Here is a 16,211-nt window from a genome sequence, read left to right as displayed (position 1 = left end):
GGTTATTCTACCCTTGCCTGTTGAGGTCTTCACTATTATTTGTTACAACATAAAAAAGGATAAGTTTCCTTATCCTTTCACCTTATTTTTTAGTTACGACGTCCGCCGCGTCCGCCACGTTTGCCTTCTGTATTGCGCTTAAGAGAAGTTAATCGATCGTCACTATCTTTTAAGAATGAGCTCATCAAAGAATCGAAGTCTTCTTTCTTCGGTCCTGCGTTTCTTGCTCCACGATCAGTTTTTTGGTAACCACTGCTGCTACGACCACTACTATTAGTGCTATTGCTATCGCGACGACCTTGATAACTGCTGGTTCTTTCGCGAACAGGTGCAGCTGGTTCAGCTGGTTTATCTACCGCACGTCTAATTGAAAGACCAATCTTACCGTCATCTCCAATGGACATTACTTTAACAGTAACTTGTTCTCCTACTTTTAACACGTCTTTGATATCTTTAATAAAGCTATCTGAAACTTCACTAATATGAACTAAACCTGTTTTTCTATCACCTAAATCGATGAACGCACCAAAATTCGTAATTCCTGAAACTGTACCTGTAACTTTTTCTCCAACTTCAATTGACATATAAAATTGCTTCCTCCTTAAAACTTGTACGGTTATTATACCATGATATCTTGTGACATAAAACGATTATTTAATTTTATAAACTTAAATTTAAAGCAATGATTTAACTTATACCTATTAATCTACTCTTTTTCAGAGTCATTCGGTTTTTCAATACCATTTGCTGCATTATCTTCTGGCAGACTAAAAATAATTTCATTATCTTCAGATAAATAATACTGACTCCGTGCTACTTTAGCAATGTATTCTTCATTTTCTAATTTTCTGATTTGATTATTTAAATCTTCTTGTTCTTTTTCAACTAACTTTAATTCAGTTTGAGCTTCTTCTTTTTCTACTTCCATTTGAGAAATGGTTTGAGTATTTGTCCATATATTGATGGCAAATCCTGATACGAAGAAAACGCTGACAGCAAGTATGACTGTGATTCTTCTACGCATGTAGCGTTTATGCTTACGCTCTCGAAGAACTTGAAGTGTTTTATTATGGGTATACTCGTTAGTTAATTTAGCAATATTCGTTGTGTTTTCTTTCTTCATAATAAACGCTCACCTTCTATTCCCACATTATAAAATGATTATAGCAAGAAAGCAGTTACTTTGTCTATATATCAGCTAAAATCAACTAAACTATTTATACTTTTCTGTGTTCTATATTTAATTAGTTGGTTCTTCTTTATAGGTCTCACTTACTATACTAAACATATCTTTTGATTCTTCTTTTTTAGTTGTCTCAACGATTTTATCAATTTTAACTACTAACGTTTTATTTCCAAAAGCTATAGTTAACTCATCGCCTTCCTTAACATCAGAAGAAGATTTAGCTGGTATGCCATTGATTTGAATACGGCCTTTATCTGCTACTTCTTTTGCAATCGTACGGCGTTTGATGATTCGGGATACTTTTAAAAATTTGTCTAGTCTCATTTGTTGTTCCTCTTTTCTTCAGCTTTTATTTTTTGCCAAATTGCGTCGACTTCCTCTGGTGTTTCTGCTTTAATGCCATCAAAAACATGCGGGTGACGGCGACGAAGCTTCTTATTTAAGGTCTCAATCACTTCTTCAAATGAAAAGTATCCTGACTGCTCGCCAAAGTTTGTGTGGTAGAGTACTTGCATCAAGACATCGCCTAACTCTTCCACCATATTATCAATATCATCATTTTCAACTGCTGCTTTAAATTCTAGTGCTTCTTCTTCCATATAAGCAACTAAAGACTCATGGTTTTGTTCTTTTATCCAAGCATCGCCATTTTCTCCTGTAATAGCATCCATATAATGCTGGACAGTCTGAAATGATTTTGTCCGCTCATCTATAGGTAACGGAGGAACATATAACGAGGTCAAATTATGGACATCTTCCATTCGATCCATTTCATATAATGGCAACCATTCAATTTTTTCTGTTTTACTTCCAGCTTCATGTACCAAAGCTACAAGATGTTCATCGGGATATTTTTCCATTAAGGTTAATTTAACTTCGCTGGCAATGTATTCATTAAATACCTGCATAACAATAATGTGCTGACTGGCTTCTAATTCATCTTGATTCAGATCTAATGCGTCTACTAATTGGAAACCCTCTACTGGATCGATTTTTACCGCTTGAAAAAGATCATCAAGAAAACTTTTTCCGCCTTTGATTTCGATTAAGATACCTTCTTCATTTTCCAACAGCAATTGAACTGATTTTTCAGCTACCATCGGATGTCCTGGAACAGCGTAGATAATATCTTCTTGTCGGGCAGTCTCTAATAGATTTTCCACAATAATTTTATAAACATCTTCAAATTGCTCATTTTCTTCATAAATTGCATCAAAAGATTGAAAAATGATTCCTTCTTTTTCCAAATCAACTACTGCTGGATGTAATTTAGTTCGTAGATACAATGGTTTTTCTTTTTTCAGTAATTGATAGACTCCAAATGGAAGCTGTTCAATATCTCCTGGACCAAGCCCAACTACCTTAATTTTCCCCATTTCATTTTGCCTACTTTCTTAATAATTTTTTACCAAAAGGAAGAGACAGCCATTCACGAAGCGTCAACAAATTACATTTGATTATCATTCGTAAAAAAGCACCAACCCCTATGACTGCACCTACTAATGTATACCCAAAAGCAGCTAAACGACTTTCTTCAATCAGAGCATTTTGTCCAATTAATTGCATGATCACCCATACTATAATAGCCATTACACCACAACTTAGCACTAATTTCCAACCGAAGTTATTCTTTAATAAACTTTCTTTTAATTCTTTTGGTGAATTAAACCACATGACTAATAGAATAACGAATAAACTCACTATAGTAGCTCCACTTGAACCAAGTGTTCCATACTTCTCAACAAACCATTCATTCAGTACTATCTTTATCCCTAGCCCAATCATTAAACTCACTAAAGCATTTTGGTGCTTGTTTTGACTTTGAAAAATAGCATTATATGCTCCAATTAAAGAAGTTAACAGAATAGAGACACTATAAAGACTTAACACCATATTTCCGTCGGTGTCACCAAATAACGTGAGATTTAAATACGGCATCAACATGATGATTCCAGTAGTGGCAGGCATAGCAAATGTTGCAGTAATACGCATCAAAGATTGTGCTGTGCGAAAAAAGGCTGCTTTATTATTTTGTGCAAAAGATTTACTCAACAAAGGAATCAAACTAGCTGAGAAAGCTGTGGCTACTACCATACCTAGTTGAACTAATGGTTGTCCACGGTCGTAGATCCCTTTGATATTTTTTGCTTCAAACGTGCTCAATCCCTTTTCTAGCAATCCGTTATACAAAGTGAAAGAATCAATCAATTGCATAAGAATCAATAAAGCACTCAGCAAACACATTGTGACACCTTCTGTAAAAAAACGTTTTGCGATCGTTTTATAACTCAACGTTTCATTTAAAGAAGGTAGAGGTTTTGAATTTTGCCTTAAGTTTGTTTTTTGTTGTTTGTAAAGAGCTATACCTAAGATGAAACAGGCTACTAAACCAGCTGCCCATGAACTGCTCATTGCAGCTGTTCCCATTTGGTATTCATCCCATTGATTCCGTGTATACAAGTAAGCCACTATCAAGATTACAGCCACCCGCGCAAATTGTTCCCCCACTTGAGAAACAGCTGTCGGCAACATTCGAAAGGTGCCTTGAAAGTACCCTCGACTGGTGGCTAAAAATGGAATAAGTAAGAATAACCATGAAACAGTTTGGATAATAGGCTCTAATTTAACATCACCCATCCAAGTGGCAATTAGAGAGGCTGAAAAATAAATACTTAAAAAGAATACTCCTGAAAAAATACTCAACAACACAAATGATTTTTTTAAAAGATTTTTTCTTTCATGCGTTGTAGACGTTTCAGCAACTAACTTTGATAAGAAAATAGGAAAGCCGCTCAATGCTACCGTCATGGCAATTCCATAAATAGGGTAGATCTGTTGGTATACATAAAAACCTGAATTTCCGACCATATTCTGAAAAGGTACTCGATAAACAGCACTTAAAATTTTAGCAATAAACGCTGCGACTGAAAGAATAACGGCCCCATTCATCATTTTTTTCATTTGTTGATTTTCCATTTCTTTTGCCCTCGCTTATCTTACCTGATTCAATTCTTTAATTTTCAGATAACTTGGATGAGTCCGCTTCTTTAGTGCGATAGTCTACAATGATTTGTGCAAACTTTTGAATATATCCCAACCATTGGTAGGTTGGTTCTTTTTTCAGTTGTAGCGTAACCATCAAACGGTCTTTCTTGACAGCTACATTTGCTCTTAAAGGCACTTCACTTAACGATCTAAACACTTCTTCTGCAGGCAACGACTGAGTACCTACAATAGAAAATGTTAACTCGACTTCATCGTCTGTTCGTTTGATTGTTTCTATCAGTGCACGTTCACCGTACATTTTGATTAATCCAATCGTTAACAAGTCTGCTACTTCATCTGCGTACTCCCCAAAACGATCAATTAAATCATCCTGTAGTTCTACATATTGTTCGTGTGATCTCAATTCTCGGATACGTTTGTAAATTTCAATTTTTTGACGTTCATCTTCTATATACGTACCTGGTAGATAAGCGTTGATTCCTAAATCAATTTCAACTTGCGTTTTTTCTTCTTTCGCGTCTATCCCTCGTTTACGAGCTACTGCTTCACTTAACATCTCTGAATACAAATCAAATCCAACTGAATCAATAAACCCATGTTGCTGTGCTCCCAATAGGTTTCCAGCACCACGAATCGATAAGTCACGCATGGCGATTTTAAATCCTGAGCCTAGTTCAGTAAAATCTTTAATCGCTTGTAATCTTTTTTCGCTGACTTCATTTAGCACTTTATTTGGCTGATACAAGAAGTAGGCATATGCAACACGATTACTTCTACCTACGCGACCGCGCAATTGGTACAATTGTGATAATCCCATATGATCTGCATTCTCTACAAACAACGTATTTACATTGGGCATATCGACACCAGTCTCAATGATCGTAGTGGTGACTAACATGTCGTATTCCCCTTCAATAAATTGCAGCAACGTGTTCTCAAGTTGTCCTTCTGTCATTTGCCCATGGGCATAGCCGATTCTCGCGTCTGGAATCAACTGTTGTAGTTCATCTACTTTTTTCTCAATCGTAGCTACTCGATTATATAAATAAAAGACTTGTCCGCCACGTGCCATTTCTCGTTCAACAGCTTCACGTATTGCTCCTAGATTTTGTTCCATTACATATGTCTGAACCGGATAACGATTTGCAGGTGGAGTTTCGATAACAGATAAGTCTCTTACACCTAGCATAGACATATGAAGCGTTCGTGGAATAGGTGTTGCAGTTAAGGTTAGGACATCCACTTGTGCTTTTAACTGTTTTAATTTCTCTTTATGCTTCACACCAAATCGTTGTTCTTCATCTACTATCAGTAAACCGATATCTTGAAATTCAATATCTTTTGATAAAATACGGTGTGTTCCAATAACAATATCAACTTGTCCTTTTTTTAGACCTGCTATCGTTTCATTCTGCTGTTTTTTTGTTCGGAAACGACTCAATAAACCAATCTCAATCGGAAAATCAGCAAAGCGTTGCAGCATCGTTTCATAGTGCTGTTGCGCTAAAATAGTTGTTGGCACTAAAAAGGCTGCTTGTTTTCCTTCTTGAACAGCTTTAAAAATTGCCCGCATTGCTACTTCTGTTTTACCATATCCAACATCACCAACGAGTAAACGATCCATTGGTTTTTTCTGTTCCATATCATGTTTGATCTCAGCAGTACTACGCAATTGATCATCTGTTTCTGTATACGGAAAAGCATTCTCAAATTCCTCTTGATAGGCATCATCTGGAGAAAATGCATACCCTACTTCTTGTTCTCGGGCAGCGTATAGCTCAATGAGTTCATCCGCGATGTCTTCAATTTTAGTCGCCACTTTTTTCTTTGTTTTAGCCCATTCTGTTCCGCCTAATTTATTAACTCTTGGCGTTTTCGCTTCGGAAGAAACATATTTTTGCAGTAAATTAAGTTGAGTTACAGGAATAAATAATTTCGCATCATCTTTATAAATGATCGACATATAATCTTGATGAATGCCATCAATTTCAAGAGTTTCCATTCCCGTATATTTCCCAATCCCGTGATTAACATGGACAACGTAATCCCCAGGATTCAGTTCGCTGTAACTTTTCAACCGTTCTGCATTGGATAGTGTTTGGCGTCTAGCAGTTTTCTTAGTGACTTTATTGAATAGCTCTCGTTCGGTAATGACTACCAGTTTATCTGTCGGCATCTCAAAACCTGACTGAACATACCCTTCAACGATTTGCACTTTTTCAAGTTCAAGCCTAGCAGGCTTGACTATTTTACTCGTAATTTCAAAATCTTTGAACGTTTGATGTACTTTTTTAGCTCGATCAGTATTTGGTACCATGATGATAATCGTATTTTTTTGTTTTATCCAACGATCCATCTCTGTTTTAAGTAATGGCATTTGACCAAAAAACTGCTGCATATTCCGATATTGAAAAGCATGAATGTGATTAAACCGAGTATTTCCCATTCCTTTTTGAAAAACTGCAAAGTATAAGATACTCGTGTTTAATGCTTTTAATTGATCACGAAAATTATTTGAAAAGACTTGATTTTGCAAAATGCGTCGCTCACTCAGTTTACTAATTACCCATTCCGCTTCTTCTTCACTTAACCGACGATCAGTATCCATTATCCTAGGATACTCATCCATCACAACCATTCCTTTTTTACTCATATAATCCAATACACTATTTTTTTCAGGATAAATAAAATCTGTAAACATCGTTAATTCATCAATTGGTTCACCTTTTTGGAAAGCATCTGAAATAGGTGTCATTTGCTTGATAAACGTTTGTTTTTCGGAAGCATCTTGTATTAATCCTAGATTTCTTTCGACAGCTTTACTAAATTTAGGTGCTGCAGCCGTTAATTGTTCTTTGGTATAAACGGTATCTGTTGCGGGAAGAATAGTTGCTTTTTCAATTGTTTGAATGGAACGTTGTGTAGCAGCATCAAAATAACGCAACGAATCAATTTCAGTATCAAACAAGTCAATCCGAATTGGAAATTCTTCGGTTAAAGAATAAATATCGACAATTCCACCGCGAATACTAAATTCACCAGGACTATTCACTAATTGTTGGCGAGTATAGCCCATATCTACTAATCGCTGAGATAAATGAGTTAAATCCAGTTCCCCTCCTTGTTTGATTGTAAATTGTGCGGCCTGCCATATTTCTTTTGGCGGCAATAATTTACGCACACCCGCAAGAGGTACAATCACAACACCAAATTTTTCAGATAACAAAAAATCTAATGTTGCTACTCGTTCAGCTCTTGCCTCAGGTGAAGCTACAGACATTTCTGCATAGATCATTTCATCAACCGGAAAAAGATGTAGTCGGTCTTCAGGTACCCAATCTGCAAAATCTTCCATCAACTGATTGGCATGAAATAAATTATGCGTCACAATAATAAATGGCTTTTTCTTTTCTGCTACTAACGTACTCAGGACTAACGTTCTTGCTGAACCAGATAATCCTGTTATCAATTGTGATTGATGTTGCTCTTGTTGCTCTAGTTGATCTAGCAAAGCTTTAACATCAGGCGCATCAGCTAGTATTTTTTTTATATCTCCCACTGTAAGAGCTCCTTCCAATCTATTTTTTTATTTACAAACAGATCATTAAACTGAACAAAAGAAGCTCAGAATTTTCTGGGCTTCACTACTTTTTTTAGTTTCACATTTTCTGTTTTTTTATGCGTTCTTTTTTTTATTAAATTGATTCATAACTTCTAAAAACGGATGTCCTTCTATCCAATACTCTAACGCTGCTACACTATCTTTGATTGTAATCAACAGTTCTTCGTGCTGACTTTTAGGAAAACCACTTAACACATGCTGTATAACTGTTTGTTTCCCCACTGGACGATCGATTCCAATTCGAATACGGTTGAAGTCTGCTGTATCTATGTGTTGAATAATACTCTTAATCCCATTGTGTCCGCCTGCACTACCTTTTTGACGCAAGCGTAATTTTCCAACAGGCAAATCTAAATCATCATAAATAATAACTAAGTCCTTTACTTCCACATTAAAATAATCCATTAACTGACGAACAGCTCTTCCCGAATCATTCATAAATGTTTGCGGTTTTACTAAAAGAACTTTTTCAGTTCCAACAAACGCTTCTGCATACAGTGATTCAAATTTCGTTTTACTAAACTCCATTTTGTGCTGAATCGCAAATTCATCCACTGCAATAAAACCAATATTGTGTTTTGTGTTTTTATATTTTGCGCCAGGGTTTCCCAAGCCAACTATCATTTTCATTATTTAGTACACTCCAGTTGATTATTTCACATTTCTTTTTTTATCCATTCTTTTTATCCATTCAATGGATACTAAGCATTTTTTACGCAAAAAAGCGCCGCACGAAAAAAATTCGTCCAGTAACAATTTCATATAGTATACCACAGTTCTATGGGTTTTCTCTAATCTTTATGTCTAAATCTTTTCAAAAGACTTACAGACTTTCCCATCAAAATTTTCATTCTCTCATTCTATTACGTACTGATCGTTCGGCCATTATTATTGCCCTATCTCTCTTACTACCATTGGTTTTTTTAAAAAAAATTCAATGAATTTAATCTTTTTATTTTCAAATTATCATCTATTCATCACTTTTCGCTTTGAAATACTACACTTTAGTTATATGATGTAAGCGAAAGTATACAAAAGACTTTCGTTTTTCTACTATTTGTTTCGGCCGAACGCTTTAATTAATAAACCTAGACATTTGAACCTGATTTATGTAAACAAATAGATTTTTTTCACATAATTTTTTCGAAAAAAAAAGCCTATTAATCAGTTTCTGTTAGTTTTGTTTATTTTTTAAATTTCGATTTACAAAAAGTTTGTTAAGTGTTACACTATCTTTAGTAAGAATAATATTTATAAAGGAGTTTGTTGCATCATGACTAAACAAGAAGTAAAAGACCACCAAAAAGTAATTTTAATTGGAGATGGAGCAGTTGGTTCTAGTTATGCCTTTGCCCTAGTAACTCAAAATATTGCTCAAGAATTAGGAATCATCGATATCGATACAAACAAAACAGAAGGAGATGCTATTGATTTATCAGATGCTTTAGTATTTACTTCTCCTAAAAAAATCTACTCAGCAAGTTATAGCGACTGCCATGATGCAGATATCGTTGTAATTACAGCTGGTGCAGCTCAAAAGCCAGGTGAAACTCGATTAGACTTAGTACAAAAAAACCTAAGAATTTTCAAAAGCTTAGTTGGTCAAGTAATGGATAGTGGCTTTGATGGTATCTTCTTAGTAGCAACAAATCCTGTAGATATATTGACTTATGCAACTTGGAAATTTTCTGGACTTCCTAAGAGCCGCGTAATTGGATCAGGTACTTCACTGGATACCGCTCGTTTCCGTCAAGCTATCGCTGAATTAACAGGCGTTGATACACGTAACGTTCATAGTTATATTTTAGGCGAACACGGAGATACAGAGTTCCCAGTATGGTCTCATGCAAACATTGCTGGACTAAGCATCAATGAGTGGATCAAAGATAATCCAGAGACTGACGAAAAAGCTCTTGTTGATGTATTCTTTAGCGTAAGAGATTCTGCTTACAATATTATTCAGAAAAAGGGTGCTACGTTCTACGGTATTGCTGTGTCACTTGCTCGGATTACAAAAGCTATCTTCAATGATGAAAATGCTGTGTTGCCTCTTTCAGTTCACTTAAACGGTGAATATGGACAAAATGATGTATTCATTGGTGCTCCAGCAATCATTAACAGACAGGGAATCCAACGCGTTATCGAGATTCCACTAAATGATTCTGAAATGGACAAAATGAATTTATCTGCATCTACATTAAAAAAAATTACTGCCGATGCATTTGAAGCTTTGGAAAAAGAAAACTAATCTTTATTAATAAAAGGAACGGAGTTGAGAATTTTTCTCGACTCCGTTCCTTTTTATTTTTATTTACAACATAATTGAGCAATTGTTTCTGCATAAATGTCCATCGCTAAATACAACTCTTCTAACTTCATACCTTCATTCTCTTGATGAGCTAGGCTTTTTGTATACGGGAAGTGAGCACCAAAAGCTACCATATTGGTCATTTTCCGAGCATAAGTTGCTCCGCCACTAGTAGTTGGTTCAGATAAGTCGCCTGTTTTATCACGATAGATAGCCATTAACGTTTGAACGAGCGGACTTTCTTTCGGAATATACAATGATGGAACAGCATCATATTCCTCATAAACCAATTTGTATTCATTGGCTGTTTTCTCCACTAGTGAAGCTATGCCTTCTATTGTGTACTTGACAGGAATTCGCAAGTCTAAAACAATCTCAGAACTTGCTTCATCTATGTGAACACTCCCTACATTAAACGTTAATTCTCCAGTTAATGCGTCTTTAACTTCTCCACAGATACTAAAGCCATTTGTTTCATTTGCAACTTTTTCTGCTAGAAAATTTATTACCGGATGAGTGTAATGAGCGGCTAAACCTTGAGCTAGTTTATTTATAGCATTAATTCCCAGTTCGGCTGTACTTGCATGAACCGCTTTTCCATTTACAGTAATCATTTGATTAGCTAGTACATAATCTATTCCTAATTCTTTTAGCGTTTCGGCAATTTCGTTTGCATCTTGACCGGTATAACTCGCTTTTCCCGGAACAACATTTGATGCTTCACCGCAATGTAAAGCAAGATTGTTACTTCCAGGCCCTATTAACTTAGCCTGTAGCAACCCTTTTTCTGCGTAAGTTAAAGGAAAGACACCATCAGGAACAAAGCCCATTGTCGGTGCTTCTTCGTTCAAGTTGTACTGATCCATACAACGCCAAAGGGTCTCTTCATCTGTACCAAAAATAAATCGGATTCGTTTATTAAAGGTTAATTCTGCATCAACCACTGCTTTAAATGCATATAAGGCAGCAATTGTAGGACCTTTATCGTCTTGACTTCCACGACCATAGATAACGCCATCCTTCACTACACCTTCAAAAGGATTAGTTTTCCATAAAGTTAAATTTCCTTCTGGTACCACATCCAAATGACAAAGGATTCCTACCAATTCTTCTCCTTGACCATAATCAGCGTAACCGTAAAAACCCGCTGGATCATGATAGGTGGTCATTCCCAATTCTTCGCAAATCACTAATGCTTCTGTCAAACAATCTTCAATCGCTTTTCCAAAAGGTGGGTTTGTCATACCATCTGAAGTATTCACAGATGGTATAGCAATCAATTTCTGCAAAGCCAAAAGACTTTCTGTTTTATGTACTTCTTTAATCATAGAATCCATACCCAAACTCCTTTTCACTTTTAAGTTTTTAAACTATTAGATAATGCGTATAGTATACTTCTATACGCATTAAATTGCAAATTAATACAGTTAAACTTAATTATATACAGTTAATATACATAAAAACTTTTTAAATGCATAAAAAATAGTTCACAACGACTATTATCTAGTCGTTGTGAACCATTTTCGTTAAAGTGGAATAATCACATCATCATCTGTTTCTTTTGAAGAATCCGTGGCTTTCACTTCAATAATTAATTTATGCGGCAAACAAATAGCTGTTTCACCAGGTTTACTGATCCAACCCGTCTTCACCGCTATTTGATCTGGACTGTTGTCTTCTTTATTGCGAATTTTTGTCCCATCAACTTCAATAATATTATATTGCCCTTCTGATGGGTAGAAAGTAAACGTCTCATGGGATGTATCTTCTGATAGTTCTATTTCTTTAACCGGTTCTCCATCAATGATAACGACAGCATAAATAGAACTATCTTCATCTATATTTTTAGTAGAATAACCAAAAATAATAAGTGGTATAAAAGATCCTAATAATAATAAAATAACAATAATACCATCAAAAGGACGAACCAATTCTAATTGATTTTTAAATTTTTTCATTGTCTTTTGACTCCATTTCTCCCATTTTTCTACTAGGAAGCTAATGCGTTAAGTATAACAATCTTTGATTTAGACAGCAAGATGATTACTCGTGTCGTTCATCTATTGCAACAAAAAAATGCGATAAGAAAGTTTTCCTTTTTCTTATCACATTTTTTAATTCGCTTGATCGTATAATAAATTAAATTATTTTATTACGTCCGTATATTTTCTTTCAAATAATGGACTAACTGATTTATTTTCATGGATACGCGTAATTGCGTTACCCATTAAATTGCTGACACTTACTTCAACAATTTTATCAATTTTTTTATCTTCCGGAAGGAAAATTGAATCTGTAACAATCAATTGTTTGATTACTGAGTTTTGAATTCTATCGATAGCTGGACCTGATAGAACAGGGTGTGTACAGCAAGCATAAACTTCAGTAGCACCCGCTTCAGAAAGAGCTTGGGCAGCTAAAGTAATAGTTCCTGCAGTATCGATCATATCGTCGATCAAGATACATTTTTTGCCTTCTACGTTGCCAATAATGTTCATAACTTCTGCTACATTTGCTTTAGGACGACGTTTGTCAATAATAGCAATTGGAGCTTTTAGGAACTCCGCTAATTTGCGCGCACGTGTTACGCCACCGTGATCTGGTGAAACAACAACTACATCTTCTTCTTCAGTAACAATTTCTTGAGTTAAGAAATAATTTGCTAAAAGAGGGGCACCTACCAAGTGGTCAACAGGCATATTGAAAAAGCCTTGGATTTGAGCAGCATGTAGGTCTAATGTCAGCATACGATCTGCTCCAGCAGCTGTAATCATATTAGCAACAAGTTTTGCAGTAATGGGTTCTCTAGAACGAGCTTTGCGGTCTTGTCTTGCATAACCATAGTAAGGCATAACAATATTAACTGTTGCTGCACTTGCACGTTTTAAAGCATCGATCATAATCAATAGTTCCATTAAGTTGTCATTTACGGGGCTAGATGTTGATTGGATGATATAAACATGTGCTCCACGAATGCTTTCTTCAATATTGATTCTAATTTCTCCGTCGCTGAATTGATCCACAGATAGTTTTCCTAATTCTACTCCTACCGATTTAGCGATTTTTTCTGCTAATGGTTTATTTGAGTTTAACGCAAAAATCTTTAACTTTGGATCAAAATACTGTTCTGACATAGTGACCTCCACTTTCTTTAATTACAAATTATTTACTTCATATCATATTAATAGTAGTCACTTTTTTACTGAAAATCAAGTATTTCACCAATTTATATTCGATTTTTAATGTGGCAACCGATCAAAATAGTTCGCTTTATTCTCTTGACGAGCTCTTGCAATGGCAAGAGACTCAGTAGGAACATCTTTAGTAATTGTTGATCCAGCAGCAATGTAAACATTCTCTTCTATTTTAAGTGGAGCAACTAAATTGGCGTTACAACCTACAAATACATTGTCCCCAATAGTTGTACGATGTTTATTTTTCCCATCATAATTAACTAAAACAGTCCCGCATCCTACATTAATATTTTTCCCTAAATCAGCATCTCCAATGTATGTTAAATGCCCTACTTTAGTATTTTCATCAATGGTCGCATTTTTGATTTCGACAAAGTTTCCAATATGGACAGAATTTCCCACACTACTGTTTGGACGCAAATGACTATAGGGTCCAATATTGCTGTTGTCAGCCATTTCAGAATCTTCAATAGACGAACTTGTGACGCGAACTTGATTGCCAATTTTACTGTTCGAAATTTCAGAGTTTGCACCAATAAAGCAATCTTCTCCAATGATAGTAGTCCCTTTAAGACTAACGCCTGCTTCAACAAGAGTATCCGAACCAATAATTACTTCACTATCAATGTAAGTTGTAGCAGGATCAATAAAGGTAACCCCATTTTGCATATGTGTTGTATTAATACGGTCTCTCATCAATTTTGTAGCTTGAGCTAAAGCTACACGGTCGTTCACACCAAGAGCTTCTTCTTCATTGTCCATTTTATAAGCAGAAACAACATGCTCTTGTTTTTTTAATATTTCAATTACATCAGGTAAATAGTATTCACCTTGTGCGTTATTATTTCCAACTTGTTTAAGAGCTTCGAATAATAACTGATTGTCAAAACAATACGTTCCAGTGTTGATTTCTTGTACTTGTATTTCTTCTGGACTAGCATCTTTTTGTTCAACTATTTTTTCAACATTTCCTAATTCATTACGAATCACTCGCCCATAACCAGTAGGATTTTCAGCATGAGCTGTTAAAATTGTTGCTTTTGCTCCTTGTTCTTGGTGGTTATCAAATAAATGTGCCAATGTTTCAGCTGTTAAAAGCGGAGTATCTCCACAAATAACCAACGTTGTGCCTTCTTTATCTTTTAAAAGTTCTTCAGCTTGGATCACAGCATGTCCTGTTCCTAACTGCTCCGATTGAATCGCATATTCAGAACGAGAACCAAGATAATCTTTTACTTTTTCAGCACCTACTCCAACGATTGTCACGATTTTATCTGCACCTACAGCTTCAACTTGGCTGACTACATGGCCAACCATTGGTTTACCTGCAACTGGATGCAATACTTTATACAATTTTGATTTCATTCTTGAACCTTGTCCTGCTGCTAATATCACTGCATAACGTTGTGGCATTTTATAAACTCCTATCTTTTTCGTCTCTTTTATTTTATTTGGCTTTAAGTAGATTTCACTAATTTTTCCTCTTAAGTACATAGGTTTCCCATTTTATGATAGCTTATACATAGCGAGTTTTCAACCCATAATACTAGTTAATGTTGGATAAAGTGTTTAACTTTTAATTTTATTTAACTAGATAGATTAAAAGATGGAGCTGGAAAATTTCCAACCCCATCTTTTAATTCCTCTATTATTCAAAAATTGTCCCTACCTCTATATCGTAAACTAAACTACTTTTACAATACAAGCTATTATTCTTGTTTACTCAAATTGGTATAATCTGATCCTTTCGGAATTAACCGTATTGGAGATAGGATAATGCTATTAAGTCTAGGGCCTCATTTTTTTGTTTTCATTTTTACTTTGTAAAGTAATTACCTGGTTGTACATGAATCGTTTTTTCACGAATATTCACTTCATCTACACATAGCAATGACGTATAATCATCAACCATTCGATTGCCGCTAAATGTTGATTCTGCAAATACAGTAATTCCTACTAGCTCTGCCTCAAATTCTTCAATCAAGCTCTTCATACCGTTAACGGTACCGCCGCCTTTCATGAAGTCATCTACGATTAACACACGAGATCCTCGTTTTAAGCTGCGTTTAGATAATTCCATTTTTTCAACCCGGTCCGAAGATCCAGAAACATAATTGACGCTTACAGTCGAACCTTCTGTTATTTTAGAATCTCTTCGTACAATAACAAATGGAACATTTAAGTAAGTCGATACTGCTTGAGCAATTGGCACACCTTTTGTGGCTACTGTCATAACAGCATCAATCGGTTGTTCCAAATATTTTGTTGCAATAATTTTTCCTACTTGACGCAATACACTAGGTTGCCCTAATAGATCTGATAAGTATACATATCCACCTGGCAATAACCGATCTGATTCAGATAAACGTTCACACATCTCTTTCGCAAATTCTTCAGCTTCATCTTTCGCGATTTCAGGTATGTAACGAACCCCTCCTGCAGCTCCCGGAACGGTTTCTAATGTTCCAGTCCCACGTTCTCTAAACGTTTTTTTTACAATACTTAAATCTTCACTTATAGAGGATTTAGCAGAATCATAACGATTAGCAAAATAGGTAAGCGGAACTAGAGTATGCGGTCTTTCCAACATATAACGTGTGATATCAATCAAGCGTTCACTTCTTTTTATTTTCATTATTTTCACCTCTCCTATGGTTTTCTTTTCTCATTTTTTCAGGGCAGCCAATCTGTCAAACATCATTATACGCGTTTTACATATAAAAAGGTAGCTTTTTACCAAATATTATAAAATCGTTCGTTTTTATTAATGATTTCTCATAAAAAAAAACACGAACCTTCGTATTCGCTTTTTAAGATTACTGCATAAGTAAAGGAGCCGGTGATTATCCATCACGGCTCCTTTGCTTATCATCTAACTCACTATTTTTTCCAGCT

13 protein-coding genes are annotated in these 16,211 nt (G+C 35.4%); 1 reads left to right on the top strand and 12 read right to left on the bottom strand.

Annotation, left to right across the window (positions count from 1 at the left end; all coding sequences use genetic code 11):
- Nucleotides 1-89: 89 nt before the first annotated feature.
- The 7 genes from BR65_RS10210 to pth all read right to left on the bottom strand — a co-directional run bounded on the left by BR65_RS10210 (nt 90) and on the right by pth (nt 8,444).
- Nucleotides 90-584 (bottom strand): S1 domain-containing RNA-binding protein, encoded by a 495-nt coding sequence (locus BR65_RS10210; RefSeq protein ID WP_023176650.1) that lies wholly within the window; start codon nt 582-584, stop codon nt 90-92.
- Nucleotides 585-706: 122 nt separating this feature from the next.
- Nucleotides 707-1,123: an FtsB family cell division protein gene (locus BR65_RS10205; RefSeq protein WP_023176648.1), complete on the bottom strand. Its 417-nt coding sequence runs from the start codon at nt 1,121-1,123 to the stop codon at nt 707-709.
- 117 nt (nt 1,124-1,240) lie between these two features.
- Nucleotides 1,241-1,510 (bottom strand): RNA-binding S4 domain-containing protein, encoded by a 270-nt coding sequence (locus BR65_RS10200; RefSeq protein ID WP_034538066.1) that lies wholly within the window; start codon nt 1,508-1,510, stop codon nt 1,241-1,243.
- Nucleotides 1,507-2,562, bottom strand: coding sequence for a MazG nucleotide pyrophosphohydrolase domain-containing protein (locus BR65_RS10195; protein ID WP_034538065.1), 1,056 nt, complete (start codon nt 2,560-2,562; stop codon nt 1,507-1,509). The genes BR65_RS10200 and BR65_RS10195 overlap by 4 nt, the downstream gene beginning before the upstream one ends.
- Nucleotides 2,563-2,572: 10 nt before the next feature.
- On the bottom strand, nt 2,573-4,162 hold the full coding sequence (locus tag BR65_RS10190) for a putative polysaccharide biosynthesis protein (protein WP_023176642.1): 1,590 nt from the start codon (nt 4,160-4,162) through the stop codon (nt 2,573-2,575).
- Nucleotides 4,163-4,199: 37 nt separating this feature from the next.
- Nucleotides 4,200-7,751, bottom strand: coding sequence for a transcription-repair coupling factor (gene mfd / locus BR65_RS10185; protein ID WP_034538064.1), 3,552 nt, complete (start codon nt 7,749-7,751; stop codon nt 4,200-4,202).
- Between the two features lie 117 nt (nt 7,752-7,868).
- The gene (gene pth / locus BR65_RS10180; protein ID WP_023176639.1) at nt 7,869-8,444 is read right to left on the bottom strand and encodes an aminoacyl-tRNA hydrolase; all 576 of its coding nucleotides are present in this window, start codon (nt 8,442-8,444) and stop codon (nt 7,869-7,871) included.
- Between the two features lie 643 nt (nt 8,445-9,087).
- Between pth and BR65_RS10175 the strand changes: the two genes are divergently transcribed.
- Nucleotides 9,088-10,062, top strand: coding sequence for an L-lactate dehydrogenase (locus BR65_RS10175; protein ID WP_023176637.1), 975 nt, complete (start codon nt 9,088-9,090; stop codon nt 10,060-10,062).
- 59 nt (nt 10,063-10,121) lie between these two features.
- On the opposite strand, the gene BR65_RS10170 is transcribed toward BR65_RS10175, so the two are convergent.
- From BR65_RS10170 to purR, 5 genes are all read right to left on the bottom strand, one after another.
- Nucleotides 10,122-11,459: a M20 family metallopeptidase gene (locus BR65_RS10170; RefSeq protein WP_023176636.1), complete on the bottom strand. Its 1,338-nt coding sequence runs from the start codon at nt 11,457-11,459 to the stop codon at nt 10,122-10,124.
- A gap of 189 nt (nt 11,460-11,648) precedes the next feature.
- The gene (locus BR65_RS10165; protein ID WP_023176634.1) at nt 11,649-12,080 is read right to left on the bottom strand and encodes a NusG domain II-containing protein; all 432 of its coding nucleotides are present in this window, start codon (nt 12,078-12,080) and stop codon (nt 11,649-11,651) included.
- 186 nt (nt 12,081-12,266) lie between these two features.
- Nucleotides 12,267-13,256 carry a ribose-phosphate diphosphokinase gene (locus tag BR65_RS10160; protein ID WP_023176632.1) on the bottom strand — a complete coding sequence of 330 codons (990 nt, stop codon included), beginning with the start codon at nt 13,254-13,256 and terminating at the stop codon, nt 12,267-12,269.
- A gap of 105 nt (nt 13,257-13,361) precedes the next feature.
- Nucleotides 13,362-14,729, bottom strand: a complete 1,368-nt coding sequence (glmU, locus tag BR65_RS10155) for a bifunctional UDP-N-acetylglucosamine diphosphorylase/glucosamine-1-phosphate N-acetyltransferase GlmU (protein WP_023176631.1) — start codon at nt 14,727-14,729, stop codon at nt 13,362-13,364.
- Nucleotides 14,730-15,132: 403 nt separating this feature from the next.
- On the bottom strand, nt 15,133-15,951 hold the full coding sequence (purR, locus tag BR65_RS10150; RefSeq protein ID WP_023176629.1) for a pur operon repressor: 819 nt from the start codon (nt 15,949-15,951) through the stop codon (nt 15,133-15,135).
- Between the last annotated feature and the right edge of the window lie 260 nt (nt 15,952-16,211).

It is taken from the genome of Carnobacterium inhibens subsp. inhibens DSM 13024 (assembly GCF_000746825.1).
GTDB classification, from domain to species: Bacteria; Bacillota; Bacilli; order Lactobacillales; family Carnobacteriaceae; genus Carnobacterium_B; species Carnobacterium_B inhibens.
This window is presented reverse-complemented; position numbering and strand designations above follow the sequence as displayed.